General features: G+C 70.9%; 16 protein-coding genes. 10 read left to right on the top strand and 6 right to left on the bottom strand.

Translation table 11 applies throughout. The features are described 5' to 3' along the window. The first annotated feature begins 76 nt into the window (after positions 1-76). The 4 genes from HV824_RS15685 to HV824_RS15670 all read left to right on the top strand — a co-directional run bounded on the left by HV824_RS15685 (position 77) and on the right by HV824_RS15670 (position 3,559). Positions 77-460, top strand: a complete 384-nt coding sequence (locus HV824_RS15685) for a hypothetical protein (protein WP_163781550.1) — start codon at positions 77-79, stop codon at positions 458-460. Between the two features lie 15 nt (positions 461-475). Further along, positions 476-1,078, top strand: a complete 603-nt coding sequence (locus HV824_RS15680) for a hypothetical protein (RefSeq protein ID WP_176423631.1) — start codon at positions 476-478, stop codon at positions 1,076-1,078. Positions 1,079-1,088: 10 nt separating this feature from the next. Next, entirely contained in the window at positions 1,089-2,822 is a 1,734-nt protein-coding gene (locus HV824_RS15675) for a hypothetical protein (RefSeq protein WP_176418999.1), read from the top strand. A 185-nt stretch (positions 2,823-3,007) separates the two neighbouring features. Then, positions 3,008-3,559, top strand: coding sequence for an isochorismatase family protein (locus HV824_RS15670; protein WP_176419000.1), 552 nt, complete (start codon positions 3,008-3,010; stop codon positions 3,557-3,559). Positions 3,560-3,562: 3 nt separating this feature from the next. Here HV824_RS15670 and HV824_RS15665 read toward each other — a convergent pair whose 3' ends face one another. The 6 genes from HV824_RS15665 to HV824_RS15640 form a co-directional block, all read right to left on the bottom strand. After that, positions 3,563-4,435 (bottom strand): metal ABC transporter permease, encoded by an 873-nt coding sequence (locus HV824_RS15665; RefSeq protein WP_176419001.1) that lies wholly within the window; start codon positions 4,433-4,435, stop codon positions 3,563-3,565. Continuing rightward, the gene (locus tag HV824_RS15660) at positions 4,416-5,228 is read right to left on the bottom strand and encodes a metal ABC transporter ATP-binding protein (protein WP_176423630.1); all 813 of its coding nucleotides are present in this window, start codon (positions 5,226-5,228) and stop codon (positions 4,416-4,418) included. Before HV824_RS15660 ends, HV824_RS15665 begins: the two co-directional genes overlap by 20 nt. After that, complete coding sequence (locus tag HV824_RS15655) at positions 5,215-6,057, bottom strand: hypothetical protein (RefSeq protein WP_176423629.1); 843 nt, start codon at positions 6,055-6,057, stop codon at positions 5,215-5,217. Before HV824_RS15655 ends, HV824_RS15660 begins: the two co-directional genes overlap by 14 nt. Positions 6,058-6,060: 3 nt before the next feature. Beyond that, positions 6,061-6,990, bottom strand: coding sequence for a metal ABC transporter substrate-binding protein (locus tag HV824_RS15650; protein WP_176419004.1), 930 nt, complete (start codon positions 6,988-6,990; stop codon positions 6,061-6,063). Between the two features lie 17 nt (positions 6,991-7,007). After that, entirely contained in the window at positions 7,008-8,366 is a 1,359-nt protein-coding gene (locus HV824_RS15645) for a zinc-regulated TonB-dependent outer membrane receptor (RefSeq protein WP_176423628.1), read from the bottom strand. Between the two features lie 77 nt (positions 8,367-8,443). After that, entirely contained in the window at positions 8,444-8,869 is a 426-nt protein-coding gene (locus HV824_RS15640; RefSeq protein WP_176419006.1) for a hypothetical protein, read from the bottom strand. Positions 8,870-9,026: 157 nt separating this feature from the next. Between HV824_RS15640 and HV824_RS15635 the strand changes: the two genes are divergently transcribed. From HV824_RS15635 to HV824_RS15610, 6 genes are all read left to right on the top strand, one after another. Then, positions 9,027-9,335 (top strand): Rieske (2Fe-2S) protein, encoded by a 309-nt coding sequence (locus HV824_RS15635; RefSeq protein WP_368670969.1) that lies wholly within the window; start codon positions 9,027-9,029, stop codon positions 9,333-9,335. Positions 9,336-9,437: 102 nt separating this feature from the next. Next, positions 9,438-9,995 (top strand): GTP cyclohydrolase I, encoded by a 558-nt coding sequence (folE, locus tag HV824_RS15630; RefSeq protein ID WP_217917439.1) that lies wholly within the window; start codon positions 9,438-9,440, stop codon positions 9,993-9,995. Continuing rightward, a complete protein-coding gene (locus tag HV824_RS15625; RefSeq protein WP_176419009.1) occupies positions 9,992-11,416 on the top strand; it encodes an FAD-binding oxidoreductase in 1,425 nt (474 codons plus the stop codon). The genes folE and HV824_RS15625 overlap by 4 nt, the downstream gene beginning before the upstream one ends. Positions 11,417-11,616: 200 nt before the next feature. Next, on the top strand, positions 11,617-12,366 hold the full coding sequence (locus tag HV824_RS15620) for an RNA polymerase sigma factor RpoD/SigA (RefSeq protein WP_176419010.1): 750 nt from the start codon (positions 11,617-11,619) through the stop codon (positions 12,364-12,366). A 97-nt stretch (positions 12,367-12,463) separates the two neighbouring features. Then, positions 12,464-13,261: a tetratricopeptide repeat protein gene (locus HV824_RS15615; protein ID WP_176423627.1), complete on the top strand. Its 798-nt coding sequence runs from the start codon at positions 12,464-12,466 to the stop codon at positions 13,259-13,261. After that, positions 13,258-15,120, top strand: coding sequence for a long-chain fatty acid--CoA ligase (locus HV824_RS15610; protein ID WP_176419012.1), 1,863 nt, complete (start codon positions 13,258-13,260; stop codon positions 15,118-15,120). Before HV824_RS15615 ends, HV824_RS15610 begins: the two co-directional genes overlap by 4 nt. Positions 15,121-15,124 lie beyond the last annotated feature (4 nt).

The raw sequence follows: 15,124 nt of genomic DNA, 5'->3' as shown, positions 1-15,124 counted from the left end.
CCCGGGCTCCCTGGCCCGTTCACCCGGGGGCCGGCGCTGTCGGTGCCGGCCCCTCGTTCCCCGAAGAGAGATGACCATGGGTTCCTTCCAGCAGTTCCTGACGGACAAGAACATCCCCTCCGAGAAGCTCCTCCGCCTGTCGCGTCAGCTCGAGTCCTACGGCTCCGAGGGCCGCACCCTCCTGAAGCAGCGGAGCGCCCGTCGCCGTGACAAGGACACGCAGGGCAAGAGCTACGAGTCGCTGTCCATCGGCAAGCCGAAGAGCGGCCGGGGCATCAGCACGCAGCAGCTCCAGGCCGCGCTGGGTGACCTGCCGCTGACGGCCAGCGTGCGCGGAAAGCTGGTGCGCGCCGTCAACGCGGTGCTGGGAAAGCAGGGCGGAAGCCCGGTGGATGCGCCCGCGCTCTTTGGTGCCAGCCCCGTGCGCCGTGGCGCCACGGCGAAGAAGTCCGCGAGCTGAGAGGAGCGCGCGCCCATGTCCGGCAATGCCATGTCCACCGTGCTTCCCTGTGAGCTGCGACGCGATGGAGACCGGCTGTTCGACGTCTCCATGTGGTGCCTCGGGCGGGATGTCCTCTGTCCGGAGGGGAACCTCCTCGTTCGACGAGGGCTCGTGCGTCACGCGCGCCCCGAAGGCGCGGAGGGGCAGAGTCCCTACACGGTGGGCCTTCCGGGCAGCGGGCGCCTGACGCTGTGGGGCTTCGGCGCGCTGTGCGAGTGCGGCGAAGCCATCTTCGTCCCGCGGGCGGGCTTCGCGCCCGTCCTGCTGGAAGGGGTGCCGGGCCGCCTGCCGTTTCGCGCGGAGGAGCTGGGCCCGGCGCGCCTGCCGACCACGGGGCACGAGCGGCGGGCGCTGCGCGTGGGGCTGGCCTCGCTGGCGGGGTGGCTGGCCGAGCACGAGGACTGGGTGTCCTCCGAGGTGGGGCCGTCCTGGCGGCGCGAGTGCTTCGAGGCCCGGCGCAAGGCGCCCCCCGTCGCCGCGGACGGACTGGCCGCGGCGTGGCGGCGCTTCGCCTCCCGCCTTCGTTCCCTGGAGTCTGGATTCAACGTCTGCACCGCCCCGGTCGCCGGGGTCTGAGGAGGACATCATGTTGGCGCGACTGCTCCGAGCCGATGAACCTTCCGTCCATGCCCGCGCGCCGTGGGAGGACGTCGCGGATGACGCGCTCCCCACGCCGCGCCTGCGGGAGGGCCTGGGTCACGCACACCTGGAGGTGACCACCGCCCGGCCCCAGGCCCAGGCCTGGTTCGACCAGGGCCTTCGGCTTCTGCACCTGGGCTGGGGCGGTGAGGCCCGCCGCGCCTTCGCGCAGGCCACGCGGGAAGACGCGTCGCTGGCCATGGCCTGGTGGGGGCTCGCCCTCGCGCGAGGCTCTGGCGCCCGCTTCGCCACCGCCCGCGCGGAGGCCATGGGCCGCGCGCTGGCGCTGAGCGAGGGCACCTCGGACCGCGAGCAGCGCTACATCGTCGCGGCCAGCCTGCTGGCGGAGAAGGGCCCGGCCAATGGGCGCCACGCCTTCGTGCGCGACATGGAGTGCCTCATCGACCGCTATCCCGAGGACGGCGACGCGCGGCTGCTGCTCGCGGGCTTCCTCCTGGACGGCTACGAGCCGGATGGTCGGCCCGGACAGGGGCAGCCGTATGCGCAGGCCCTGCTGCGCGAGCTGCTGCGTTCACACCCGGACCACGCGGGGGTCCACCAGGCGTGGGTGCAGGCCATGTTGAATAGCGGCCGGCCGGAGGCTGCTCGCGACAGTGCTCGCCGGTTGGTGACGTTGGCGCCTGGTGCCAGTCCCGCGCTGCTCTCCGCGGGGCGCCTGCTTCAGCGGGTCGGGCTGATGGCGGAGGCTCAGCGCGTGCTGGAGGCCACGGTGGCCGCGGATGATGCGTACCTGGCCGAGGAAGGACTGCCCACCTCCGATGCGCCGAGCGCCGAGCCCGCCATGCGGCTGCTCAGTCAGGGCTGCGCCGAAGTGGGGCAGTACAGTGAGGCCCAGGCGTGGGCCCGTCGCCTGCGGCAGCGGGTGGAAGGCGCGGGAGGCGACGACCAGGCGCTGCTGTTCGCCGCCGCGACGATGGTGTCCGCGCACCTGCGCTTCGGTTTCTGGCGCGCGGCGGCGGACGTGCCCATGGAGCTGTCCGACACGGCCAGCCCGGCGGAGCGGGCGCTGCGGGACGGGATGCGCCAGTACACGCGGGGGCTCAGCCTGCTGGAGGCCGCGCGGCTGGGCGAGGTGGAGCGGGTGTGCAACGCGCTGGATGCGCGGCATGCGCTGCTGGCGGAGGCTCGCCGCTCGGAGGACCTGTCCCTGTGTCCACGGGATGTGGCGCGCGTGGTGGAGGTGGCCGCACAGGAGCTGCGCGGCGCGCTGGAGGCTCGCAGGGGCGAGGTGGGCCGCGCCGAGGCCACGCTGACGCGTGCGTGGCGGTTGGAGCGGCGGCTTCGGGCCGCGGGGCCCACGGCCTTCTCCCGGCCCGCGCGCGAGGCCCTGGTCCGGCTGCGTCTGCGGACCCATCGCGAGGACAAGGCGGTGGAGCTGGCGAAGACGCTGGTGGCGGAGCGGCCCGGCTGTGGACACCTCCGCCTGCTGTCCGCGGAGTCCCAGGTGGCGCTCGGCGCCTGGAGCAGCGCGGTGGAGGACTTCACCGCGTTCCTCGACTGCTGGCGGGACGCGGACCCGCATCAGCCGGAGCTTCGCCGCGCCCGGGCCTTCATCGCCGGCCGAGGGCGCCTGCTGCGGCTCGTGCACCCGCCGGAGCTCCTCGCGCCGCGGGAGACCGGAGCGCCGGCGCTGGCCGCGCAGGCGACGGTGTCCTGCTGAGCCTTCGCCCGAATGGCACGGGGGCCGCCGCTTGTCGGCGGTCCTCATCGAGCATGGGCCCCAGTGCCCGCGCGACGCGGGTGGACTGTCACCCGGTGGAACTCCGCGCCGCGTCGGTGTTCCACCCTCGGCGCTGACCGCGCCCACCGCTTGACGGGGCCGCGCCGTTCGCGCGAGGAGGGGGCATGGCTACCTTCCGCCTCAAGCAGGACCAGGCCGCGTTGCTCGTCGTGGACATCCAGGAGCGCCTGTGCGCCGCCATGGACCGGGACGCGCTGGACCGGATGCTCAGCCGCACCATCGCCGCCATCGAAGGGGCGCGCGCGCTGGGCCTCCCCATCCTCCTCACCGAGCAGTACCCCAAGGGGTTGGGCCCCACGCACTCGCTGCTCCGCATGCGCGCGCTCAAGGACGTCAAGCCGGTGGAGAAGCTGGAGTTCAGCGCCGCCGTTCCGGACGTGCTGGCCGCGCTCGGCGGGCGCACGCAGGTGCTGGTGGCGGGCATGGAGGCGCACATCTGTGTCTTCCAGACGGTGCGTGACCTGGCCGAGCGCGGGCTGTCCCCGTTCCTGCTGGCGGACGCCGTGCTGTCCCGCGCGCAGGAGGACCGGCAGGTGGGCCTCCAGCTGTGCCGTGACGCGGGCGCGCACGTCGTCACGGTGGAGGCCGCGCTGTTCGACCTGCTCGGGCGCGCCGGCACGCCCGAGTTCAAGCAGGTCTCCGCCGCGGTCCGTTGACGCTCAGCGCGCCTTCTGCGCCGCGTGGACGAGCATCCGGAGGACGGTCGCCACGGCCACCATGGCCGCGGCGAACACCGTCTGCGAGCCCCCCACGGGGAAGTCGTAGAAGAAGGCGAAGAGGTAGCCGCCCACGCCCGCGATGGCGCCGAAGAGCGTGGCGACGAAGAAGGTCCACGGCAGCCGCAGCTCCAGCATCAGCGCGGCGATGGCGGACAGCGTGGAGAAGGCGAACACCGGCAGCGCGCCCAGCGCCCGGGCGCACACGCCCACCATGACGCCGATGCTGACCATCAGCACGCCGTCCAGCAGGCGCACCGGCAGCCCCTGCACCAGCGCGCCCGTCCGGTCGAAGCTGGCGAAGGTGATGCCCCGGTACCACCACAGCTGGATGAACATGACGGCCCCGCCCGCGATGGTCACCGTGTGGAGCTGTTCGGGCGTCACCAGCACCGCCGTGCCGAAGAGGATGCCCTGGATGTCGTGCGCCTCCTGCGCGATGCGGTCTCCCACGAGCACCGCGGCGCCGCCCGCCAGCGCGTAGGCCAGGCCCAGCAGGCTCTCCCGCGTGAGGCGCAGCTTCGCCGGCTCCGTCATCAACAGCAGCGTGGCCAGCAGGGCCAGGGTGGTGGCGCCCAGCACGGGCTCCACGTGCGTGCCCAGGTGGATGGCGGCGTAGAAGGCCAGCGCCACGCCCAGGCCCGCGGATTGGGCCACCGCGGCGCTGACGAACACCATGCGCCGCAGCACCACGTACACGCTCAGGAAGCCCAGCACGCCGCCGGCGATGAGCGCGCACAGCAGCGGGTCCCTGAACAAATCGAACGCCAGGTGGAACTGCTCCCACTTGGACGGTTCAGCGAGCGTCGTTTCCACGGTGAGGTCCCAGGGGCGCGCGTTGGCAGTACTCGTCGCCGTACTGGCGGCGGAAGGCGGGGTGACAGAAGACGGTGCGGGCATCGCCCATGACGAAGGCGGACGTCTCGCGGTCCACGAAGACGAGCACGTCCGCGTGCTCGGCGGCGACCTCCAGGTCGTGGCACACCACCACCACGCCCAGGCCCCGCTCACGCGACAGCGTGCACAGCCGCTGCATCGTCTCGCGCTCGGCCACCGCGTCCATGGCGGCGGTGGGCTCGTCCAGCAGCACCAGGTCCGCCTCGGTGGCCACCAGCCGCGCCAGCAGCGCGCGCTGCTTCTGGCCCTCCGACAGCTCGCGGTAGGGCCGCGCCGCGAAGTCCTTCGCGCCAGCCGTCTCCAGCGCGCTCTGCACGGCCTGCCGGTCCGCCTTCCGGGCGAAGGGCCACAGGAAGCTCCAGCCGCGCAGGCGTCCCCACGCCGTCAGCTCGCCCGCGCGCAGTGGCAGCAACGAGTCGATGGCGGACGTCTGCGGCACGTAGGCGCTGCGCACCTGCGCGGAGGCGCGGGAGATGGTGCCGGACACCGGCGGCTGCATGCCCAGCAGCGTCCGGAACCAGGTGCTCTTGCCGGAGCCGTTGCGGCCCACCACCGCCACGAACTGGCCGCGGCGGATGGTCAGGTCGATGGGCGGCAGGATGGCCTTGCCGTCGTAGCCGATGACGAGCTTCTCGCAGGTGAGCAGCGCGTCTCCCGGTGCGAAGGTGGCGGGCACCGCGTGCGCGCCGTCCGTGGGCTCAACGGTCTTCACGCCGCACCTCCGCCTGGGGCTCCAGGGTGGCCAGTGCCTCCACCATCGCGGTCCGGAGGGCGGCGTTCTCGGGAGCGGTCAGGTCCACCACGCCGTCGGGACCGGGCGTGGTGGACGCCCAGTCCAGCGAGTCGAACAGCGTGGGCGCCAGGGCCAGCCGCAGGGCCAGCTTCACGCGCGGCCTGTGCTCCCGGTCCGCGGGGATGTCCACCGTGCCACGCAGCACCAGCAGCGGCGTGGCCTCCGCCGCCGCCAACGCGAGCCGGAAGCGGCGCTCGTCGTTGAAACGCGGCGTGGGGCGGCTGTCGCGCACGACGCCTTCCAGGTGCACCGACGACACGTCCCACTGGTAGCGGCTGACGTTGGCGCGGTCCAGCTCGCAGGACGGCTCGCAGCCGGGCGACAGCGTCTGGTCCGCCAGCAGGTCCAGGTCCGCGTCCACGTGCAGGCTGGCCACCGTGGCCTCCGCGCCGCCGCCACCGCCATCCAGCTCCGCCTGGATGTCCTCGTAGTCCACCAGCGCGCCGTCGTCGCGGTGGCAGTGGCCGTTGTGGCAGTTGCCGTAGCCCGGCGGCGGGTTGGCCGGGTCGAAAGTCGCGGGGCCGCGGGTGCCGCCGCTGGCCACCAGGTCGATGTGGTCCACGCCCAGCGCGGCGCCGTCCAGGCGAAGCTCGAAGTCGGAGGCGAGCCGCTGGAAGCCGTTGCCCACGTCGCGCCCGGCCACCGGTGTGTAGTCCGCGCGGACGGTGGGTTCCAGCACGGCGAAGCTCTCACCGGAATCCAGCGCGCAGCCGGACAGGAGGAGCAGGGGAAGGAGGAGGGTCCGCATGGCTCAGGTCCCCTTGCCGGCGAGCCCCTTCTCCAGGCGCTCGACCATCTCGTTGATGTGCTGGAGGTACGTCTCGTTCGCCTTGAAGTCCGTGCCGCCGTGCAGGGTGACCAGCGGCGCGGGAATCTTCGAGGCCACCAGCCGCGCGGTGGTGTCCGGGTAGTAGCTCTCCATCAGCACCATGCGCGCCTTGCGCTGACGGCCCTGGGCCAGGACGCTCGCCACGTGGGACGGGTTGGGCGGGATGCCGGGCTTGGGCTCCAGGTAGATGATGGTGTCGAAGCCCAGCCAGTCCGCCAGGTACGCCATGGTCCGGTGGTAGGCGATGACGGGCTGGCCACGCAGCGACACCAGCCGCTTCTCCCAGTCCGCGCGCGACTTCTCCAGCTCGGTGGCGAAGGTGGCCAGGTTGGCGCGGTAGGCCTTCGCGTTCTTCGGGTCCAACTGCGCCAGCCGGTCGGTGATGCCACGCGCGACGGACAGCGCCTGGCGAGGGTCATAGAGGAAGTGCGGGTTGCCGCCCGGGTGGACGTCGCCCTGGCCCCGGTCCACCTGCACCGTGGGGACCTCCAGCAGCTTCACGAACTGAGAGGCCACCAGGTAGCCCGGGTTGCCCACGAGGACCTTCGAGTTGCGCGCGCCCACCTGGAGCGTGGGCAGCCAGCCAACCTCCAGGTCCAGCCCCACGGCGATGAGCAGGTCCGCGCGGTTGAGCGCCAGGGCGAGGTTCGGCTTGGCGTCCACGAAGTGCGGGTCCTGGCTGGACAGCGCCAGGGCCTGCACCTTGACGTGGTCCCCGCCCACGGCCTTCGTCAGCGCGGCCAGGTCCGGCAGGGTGGTGACGACGTTGAGGTCCGCGCGAGCGGGGGAGGCGACGAAGAGGGTGAAGGCGGCGCACACGGCCGCGAGCAGACGGGAGAGACGCATGGTCATGGCTCCTGCGAAAGGGTTTAGAAGGCGTGGGCGCCGTGGGCGCCGGTCACCAGCTCGAGCGCGAGCATCAAGGAGTAGCCGGGCTCATCCCGCCACCCGGCCCTGTCCCGTGCGCCCTGGAGGCGCAGCCGGGAGAACTCGGTGGGCCAGAAGGTGACGTTGGCGGACACGCGGTTGCGTGACTCCGTCCACTCCGGGTCCAGCGGGTCGATGACGCGCTCGCCGTCTTCGCCGCGCGCCGCGGTCCCCAACTCGTAGCGCAGCGCGGTGGCCCACCGCGGCGAGAAGCGCCAGGCGGCCTGCGCGTAGGTGTTGAAGTCCGTCAGCACGTCTCCGGGCACCTGGCGGCGGCGGTAGTAGGCCTCCGCCTGGAGCGTGATGAGCGTGGTGTTGTAGGCCTGGGTGATGGGCCGGTAGCGCAGGTACAGGTCCGTGCCGAATACGTCCGTGCGGTTGCGGTAGCCGGTGGGGTTGGGCCCGGTGGCGGTGGACAGGCCCCACATGAGGGACACGTCGTCCGACAGTGGGAAGAACTGCTTCAGCGCGCCGGTGAGCTGCAAATCGAGCGGGGACTGCACCCGCTCGTTGGTGGCGCCCAGGAAGCTGCGCGCGGTGGCCTCGCCGGTGGCGTCGGTGGTGCTGCCAATCACCTCCACGTACCAGGGCAGGGGCGCCAGCCAGGACACCTCGGCGCCCAGGCCGCGGTTGCCTTCGCCTCCGAAGATGCGGCCCACGGCGAAGGGCTGGTCCACGAAGTCCCACGAATGCGGGTGCGTGGGGTTGATGCGGCCGAAGCGCGTGAGGAACTGACCGGCGCGCACCTGGAGGTTGTAGGGCAGCGTCAGCGTGGTGCCGTAGGCCTCTTCGATTTCCACGCCGAACTGGCTGAAGACGATGTTGGCGTCGAAGCGGAAGTAGGGGTCCACCACCGAGCCGATGGACAGCTCCAACTGCTGCAGGTTGAAGCCGTTGCGCGTGGGGTCATGCGCGCCGCTCTGCAGGGGCTCCTTGTCCGTGAAGGCCGCGGCGGCCACGTCCAGGATGAAGCTCAGGTCCAGGAAGTTCGCGCCCGTGTTGGGGTTGTTCACCCCGGGGATGGAGAGCGCGGAGCCACCGCCGGGGCTGGAGGTTGGCGGCGCCGCGGTGCCGGTGGGCGCGTTCTGCTGCGCGGCCGCGGCGTCGCTGCCAAGCGCCTTCTCGATTTCCTCCAGCTCCTCGGGCGTGAGCGCGGGCGCGGCGTCTTCCTGTGACGCCTGCAAGGGGGCGTCCGCCGGAGGCGCGGAGGCGTCCTGGGCGCTGGCGCCGCTGGCGAAGAGGAAGGGCGTGAGTGAAACGACGATGAGAGCGCCGTGAGCACGGCGCGAACGGGTTGCCACCTGGAATGCTCCTCGAACGGGGCGCCCGCGAAGCGGCCACGCCCACCAATGACCTGCCAGACCTCAGACGACGCACGTCACGCGTGCGCGGGAGGCGAGGCCTTGGGGGCGGTGTCGAGGATGGAGAGGGGGGGCTGGACGCGGGGCGGCGCGGTGGCCGGGCGGCTCACGGCGAGCAGCGTCAGCACCAGGGACGTGCGGTAGGGCGTCAGGAGCTCCGAGCGGGAGCCGGACGTCACCAGCGGACATTCCTCATGGGGGAGGGCCGCCGAGTCCGTGACGGCCTCGGGCAGGGCGGACAGCTGCGGGCTCTGTTCAATCGCGAGCCGGGACAGCCGCGCGCCCGTGCCGAGCGCCGTCTCCTCGAACGTCTGATGCTGCGGACAGAACCGGTGCGCGTGCTCGTCCCTCGCGTGCATCAGCGCGCCCAGCGGCTGACACACCCACAGCGCGACGAGCAGCGTCGCGGTGCAGCGGGCGAAGGTGTGGGCTCGCTGATTCATCGGAAGGGGCGGTTGCCCGGGTGCTCTAATGAGGCGGCACGGCGGGTGTCAAGGGACGGTATCACGCTCTGATTCGTCCGGGTGGGGATGTGTCGGCCCCGGCCGGGCGTTGGGGGACATCGGGATGAACGGACAGCCGGACGGAGGATTCATTCCAGTGGCGACGCTGGACGCACTCGACGCGCGGGGTCGCGCGGTGGTCCAGGTGGACGGGGTCGCGGTAGCCCTCTTCCGCGTGGATGGGGCGCTCCACGCGGTGGCGGACGCGTGTCCCCACCGGGCCGGGCCCCTGTCCGAGGGCGACCTGGTGGGATACGTGGTGCACTGTCCGTTGCACACCTGGCCGTTCGACGTCCGGACGGGGCTGTGCCCGCGGCACCCCGGAGTGCAGGTCCGCACCTATGCGGTGCGTGTGCAGGGACAGCACATCCTCGTGTCCGCATCGGGTAGGGTCCACGCCCCCTGAATGCTGGCCCCTTCCAGGAGCGATTCCGCTGTGACTTCGTCCCGAGCCCGCCGCAAAGCCCCCGCCGCTGCCGCCCCCGCTGGTGTCCCGGATAGCTCGGCCATGGCGCGCGCCGTGGCGGACTTCCTGCGCGCCGCCGGCCTGAACCTCCAGGACATCCACCTGGCGGACACCCCGGAGCGCGTGGCCGAGGCCTGGACGGCCGAGTTCCTCGACGGCTACAGCCGCACCCCGGAGCAGGCGCTGGGTGAGACGTTCCCCGCGCCGCCGGGCTCCTCCGGCGAGCTGGTGGTGGTGACGGACCTGCGCTTCCACTCCATGTGTCCGCACCACCTGCTGCCGCTCACCGGACGGGCCCACGTGGCCTATGTGCCGGGCAAGCGGGTGGTGGGCTTTGGCCGCCTGTCATCGCTGGTGGACTGCTTCGCGCACCGGCTCATCCTCCAGGAGGACCTGGCGCGGGAGGTGGCGCGCTCCCTGGCCCAGGTGCTGGGCAGCCCCGCCACCGCGTGCATCATCGAAGCGGAGCAGGCGTGCCTGCGCCTGCGCGGGGACAAGCAGCGCGACGCCGTCACCCACGCGGAGGCCTATGAAGGCACCCTGCGGCGCGACGGCCCCCTTCGCCGTGAGCTGTGGGCCCGGCTGGGGGCCCGGCGATGAGCACGCCCGTGCCCGGGCCTCGCGTGGCGCCCGAGCGCGTGGTCCGCGTGCGCGAGGCGCTGGCCGCCGTCCTGGCCCCGGAGCAGCTGCGCGCGGATGACGCCTCGCTGGCAGCCTATGCCCGGGATGAGTCCGACAGCGGCGTCCATGCGCCTGACCTCGTCGTCTTCCCCGCAGACACGCGGCAGGTGTCGGAGGTCTTCAAGGTGTGCGCGGCGCACGGCGTGCCCTTCACCCCTTGCGGCGCGCGGAGCGGCAAGAGTGGTGGCTCGCTGCCCTTGCACGGTGGGGTGGCGGTGAGCCTGGAGCGGATGAACCGCATCCTCTCCATCGCCCCCGAAGACCTCACCGCGGTGGCGCAGCCCGGCGTCATCACGGGTGACTTGATGAAGGCAGTGGAGGCGGTGGGGCTCTTCTATCCCCCGGACCCGAACTCCTGGGAGCTGTGCACGCTGGGCGGCAACGTGGCGGAGAACGCCGGCGGGCCTCGCGCGCTGAAATATGGTGTCACGCGCGACTACGTCATCGGACTGGAGTGGGTGCTCCCGGACGGTGAGGTGGTGCGGGTGGGGCGGCGCACCATCAAGGGCGTGGCGGGATATGACCTGGTGGGCCTCTTCGTCGGCTCGGAGGGCACGCTGGGGGTCGCCACCGAAATCACCGTCCAGCTCATCCCGCTGCCGCGCGAGGTGCTGACGGCCCTGGTGGTGTTTCCGTCCGTGCTGCACGCGGCGCGCGCCGTGTCCGCCGTGCTGGCCGCGGGCCTCCTCCCGCGTTGCCTGGAGCTCATCGATGACGTGGCCCTGCGGGCGGTGAACGGCCGCGGCTTCCAATTCCCCCCGGGCGCGGGCTCCGCCGTCATCGTGGAGGTGGACGGCAACGGCCGCGAGGGCTTGCTCGCTGAGCTGTCTCAATTGGGTGACCTCTGTACCAGTCAGGGGGCCACCGAGACGCTGGTGGCCCAGGACGCCTCCCAGCGCGAGAAGCTCTGGGCCGCGCGCAGGGCGATTTCCCCAGCCCTCCGGGCCCTCAAGCCTCACAAGATTTCCGAGGACATCGTCGTGCCCCGCTCCAAGATTCCCGAGGTCATCGAGCGCCTGAAGGCCATGGGCGCCGAGCTGGGACTCACCGTGGCCACGTATGGCCACGCGGGCGATGGGAACCTGCACGCCAACGTCCTCTACGAGGGCGCCCACCAACGGCCGCTGGTGGATGAAGCCCTGCGGCGCATGCTCGTGATGACCGTGGAACTGGGCGGGACGATCACAGGCGAGCACGGTGTGGGCCACGCGAAGCGGGAATATCTTTCGCTGGAGCAGTCCCCCGCGCTCATCGACTTGCAGCGTCGGCTCAAAGCCTTCTTCGATCCATCAGGGTTGCTCAATCCCTCGAAAATCTTCCCCGCGCCCAAGCGTTGTTGATGCGTAGCCGGCGCGGCTCGTTTTTGTCCCGGCGTCGAGCGGCTTACCGTCCAAGTCATGGGAAGGGCTGGGAATGTCGCTCGAAATGCCGAATCGAACCTGGAATGAGAAACCCTTTCGCTCGTTGCGCGTCTTAGTTCCAGGTGGACGCGAGGCGGCGGAGGAGCGCGCGTCCGGCATCGAACGGAGGACGGGAAATCATGGCCAATTCGACGAAGTACGCAGCGGAGGGCCTGTCGCACTACCTTCGGAACCTGGGCGGGCACCAGCAGCTGACGCGTGAGCAGGAGTACGAGCTCGCGCGCCGCGCCCGCCAGGGTGACGAGTCCGCGCGGCAGACGCTCGCCAGCTCCAATCTGGCCTTCGTTGTCGCCGTGGCGAAGAAGTTCGCCAATCGCGGCGCGCGCCTGGATGACCTCATCCAGGAGGGCAACGTCGGTCTCATGAAGTCGATCGAGCACTTCGATCCGAAGAAGAACGTGCGCTTCGCCACCTACGCCGTGTGGTGGATTCGTGCCTACATCACCCGGTACCTGAAGGACAACCGCAGCCAGGTGCGCGGCGGTGAAGCCGAGCGCGGCAGCATGGTGGACTTCTCGCTGGACGCCACCATCGACGAGGACGGCGAGACGACCTTCCTCGACCGGCTGGAGGACAACGGCCCTTCGCCTCAGCAGGTGTTCCTGTCGCACGAGCAGGACACGGAGATTCAGGAGGCGCTCGCCAAGGTGCGCAAGCGCATCGGTGACCTGGGCTGGGACATCCTCACGGAGCGGCTGACGCAGGACAAGCCGCTGACGCTGGAGGAGCTGGGCCAGCGGTGGGGCGTGTCGCGTGAGCGCGTGCGTCAGGTGGAGCTGAAGACGAAGAACTTCCTCGAGCGCTACCTGCAAGCGTTCAACGAGAACGAGGAGCACCTGGGCGAGCTGACCGCCGACGCGGCGGCATGAGCGGCCCTCCAGGGTGCTTCCCACCTGGGAAGGCGCGTCATCGGGGCGGGACGGACCGGGTCACTCCGGGCCGCTCCCGCCTCTTGTCGTTTGGCGGATGTTTGACCCGCCATGGTTTGCTAGCAGGCAAAAGCGCGTGCTAAGCCCGGCGCTTATGCGCCTGATTTCATTTGCTTTGAGCCTCCTCCTGAGCCTGCCTGCCTGGGGGGCTGAGGCCTCCCTGCTGTCCGAGCTTGACGGGCTGTACGCGAAGCGCGGCGAGCCCGGCGGGGAGAAGGCCTATGAGGGGGCGTTGAAGACGGCGCTGGACGCGGCGCCGGAGGACTACGAGCTGGTCTGGCGCAAGGCGCGCATCCTCCAGTGGCAGGCGGACGGGGCGGCAAGCGAGAAGCTGAAGAAGGTGCTGGGCCGCCAGACGTGGGACTGGGGTGAGAAGGCGGTGAAGCTCAACCCCGGCCGGGTGGAGGGCCACTACTACGCGGCCACCGGCATCGGCGCCTACTCCCAGGCCGTGGGCATCATGAAGGCGCTGGGCGAGGGGCTCGAGGGCAAGTTCAACGAGCGGCTCGACAAGGCCATCCAGTTCGACGCGGACTATGACCGGGGCGCGCCGCTGCTGGCGAAGGGCCGCTACTACTACGAGCTGCCCTGGCCCAAGCGCGACCTGGCGAAGTCCGCCAGCCTCTACGAGAAGGCCATCGCGAAGCACCCGCGGATGCTGCGCGCCTACTACTTCCTGGCGGAGACGCTCCTCAAGGACGGCAAGGCGGAGAAGGCGCGCGAGGCCATCCAGAAGGTGAAGCAAGGCAGCATCGCGTACGACCCGGCGGAGGGGCGGCGCGTGCAGGAGTGGTCCAAGAAGGTCGAAGCCGATATCGAGAAGGAGCTCAGATGAGGGCAGAGAATCAGGTGGCGGTTCCCGCTGCCGCGGGGGGGGATGCGACGCTGGTCCAACTGCTCATCCAGCGCGCGAAGAACGCGTCGACGGTGGGCGCATGCCACAAGAAGGACGGCCGCTGGCAGGACGTCACCTTCGCCCAGTTCCTGGACGAGGTGAAAGCGCTCTCCGCGGGCCTGGTGGCCCAGGGGGTGAAACCCGGGGACCGGGTGGCCATCTTCGCGAACACCAGCCTGCAGTGGCTCATCTGCGACGTGGCCATCAGCGCCGCGCAGGCCATCACCGTCCCCATCTACGCGTCCAACACGCCGGATGAGTGCCGGTACATCCTCAACCACTCCGAGACGACGCTCGTCTTCGTGGACAACGACGAGAAGGACGCCCGGCAGGCAGGCCGGCTCACGCGCCTTCGCCAGAAGCTGGCGGAGTGCCCGGCGCTCCGCCGCATCGTCGCCTTCGAGGGCCCCGTCGCTGGCGGCACCGAGCTGTCGCTCGCCGACGTCGTCGCCCAGGGCCGCACCGAGCACGCGGCCCGTCCGGACGACTTCGACGCGCGGGTGGCGGGCGTATCCACGGAGGACACCGCCTCCATCATCTACACCTCCGGCACCACGGGTGACCCCAAGGGCGTCATCCTCACGCACCGGAACTGGGCCTTCGAGGCCATGGCCGCCCAGTCGGTGGGGATGATGACGCCCGGCGACTCGGTGATGTTGTTCCTGCCGCTGGCGCACGTCTTCGCGCAGGTCGTGAAGGCGGGCTGGCTGAGCATGGGCTACCGGCTCATCGTCGCGGAGTCGGTGGACAAGCTGCTGGCCAACCTGGTGGAGACGCGCCCCACGGTGCTGCCGTCGGTGCCGCGCGTCTTCGAGAAGGTCTACAACAACGTGGTGGCCAACGGCTCGGCCGCCCCGGGCCTCAAGGGCCGGCTCTTCCGCTGGGCCTTCAAGCTGTTCGACGAGTACGTCGAGGCGCGCAGCCAGGGCCGCGAGTACGCCACACTGGGCTTCGCGCTGGCGAAGAAGCTGGTGTTCTCCAAGGTGCACGCGGCCATCAGCGAGAAGCTGGGCGGCAACATGCGCGTGTTCATCTCCGGCGGCGCGCCCCTGGCCCCGAAGATTGGCTACTTCTTCGACCTGCTGGGCCTCAAGGTGCTGGAGGGTTACGGCCTGACGGAGACGTCCGCCGGCACCACCATCAACCGCGAGCACAAAATCAAGATTGGCAGTGTGGGCTCGCCCCTGCCGGGCATGGAGGTGATGATTGCCTCCGACGGCGAAATCCTCATCCGCGGCCCGTCCGTCATGAAGGGGTACTTCAAGAACCCCGAGGCCACGGCGGAGGCCATCGACGCGGAGCGCTGGTTCCACACCGGGGACATCGGCGAGCTGGACGCGGACAACTACTTGCGCATCACCGACCGCAAGAAGGACCTCATCGTCACCGCGGGCGGGAAGAACGTGGCGCCGCAGAACCTGGAGAACGCCCTCAAGACGCACGCCATCATCAGCCAGGCCATGGTGTACGGCGACAAGCGGCCGTACCTGGTGGTGCTCGTCACCGTGTCGGAGGAGGGCGCGCGCAAGCTCCTGCAGGACCAGGGCGCCCCGGTGGGCACCTACGCGGAGAACGCCCGGCGTCCGGAGGTCCACGCGGCGGTGAAGGCCGCGGTGGATCAGCTCAACACCCAGCAGCCGCCCTACGCCACCCTCAAGCGCTTCACCGTGCTGGAGAACGACTTCAGCCAGGAGACGGAGGAGCTGACGCCCAAGCTCAGCGTGAAGCGGAAGGTCTGCACCCGGAAGTACAAGGCGCAGCTCGACCGGATGTACGAAGGCACCGCCGTGGTCGACTGAGGCT

Origin of the sequence: Myxococcus sp. AM009, assembly GCF_013372605.1 — a bacterium.
Lineage (GTDB): Bacteria > Myxococcota > Myxococcia > Myxococcales > Myxococcaceae > Myxococcus > Myxococcus vastator.
The sequence above is the reverse complement of the archived record's forward strand: the minus strand, read 5'-3'. Positions and strand labels throughout refer to the sequence as shown.

Coding starts and splice junctions, on each gene's coding strand:
- HV824_RS15670 (WP_176419000.1), top strand. CDS start 3,008: ATGGCTACCTTCCGCCTCAAGCAGGACCAGGCCGCGTTGCTCGTCGTG.
- HV824_RS15675 (WP_176418999.1), top strand. CDS start 1,089: ATGTTGGCGCGACTGCTCCGAGCCGATGAACCTTCCGTCCATGCCCGC.
- HV824_RS15640 (WP_176419006.1), bottom strand. CDS start 8,869: ATGAATCAGCGAGCCCACACCTTCGCCCGCTGCACCGCGACGCTGCTC.
- HV824_RS15610 (WP_176419012.1), top strand. CDS start 13,258: ATGAGGGCAGAGAATCAGGTGGCGGTTCCCGCTGCCGCGGGGGGGGAT.
- HV824_RS15685 (WP_163781550.1), top strand. CDS start 77: ATGGGTTCCTTCCAGCAGTTCCTGACGGACAAGAACATCCCCTCCGAG.
- HV824_RS15615 (WP_176423627.1), top strand. CDS start 12,464: ATGTTTGACCCGCCATGGTTTGCTAGCAGGCAAAAGCGCGTGCTAAGC.
- HV824_RS15650 (WP_176419004.1), bottom strand. CDS start 6,990: ATGACCATGCGTCTCTCCCGTCTGCTCGCGGCCGTGTGCGCCGCCTTC.
- HV824_RS15655 (WP_176423629.1), bottom strand. CDS start 6,057: ATGCGGACCCTCCTCCTTCCCCTGCTCCTCCTGTCCGGCTGCGCGCTG.
- HV824_RS15620 (WP_176419010.1), top strand. CDS start 11,617: ATGGCCAATTCGACGAAGTACGCAGCGGAGGGCCTGTCGCACTACCTT.
- HV824_RS15625 (WP_176419009.1), top strand. CDS start 9,992: ATGAGCACGCCCGTGCCCGGGCCTCGCGTGGCGCCCGAGCGCGTGGTC.
- folE (WP_217917439.1), top strand. CDS start 9,438: ATGGCGCGCGCCGTGGCGGACTTCCTGCGCGCCGCCGGCCTGAACCTC.
- HV824_RS15680 (WP_176423631.1), top strand. CDS start 476: ATGTCCGGCAATGCCATGTCCACCGTGCTTCCCTGTGAGCTGCGACGC.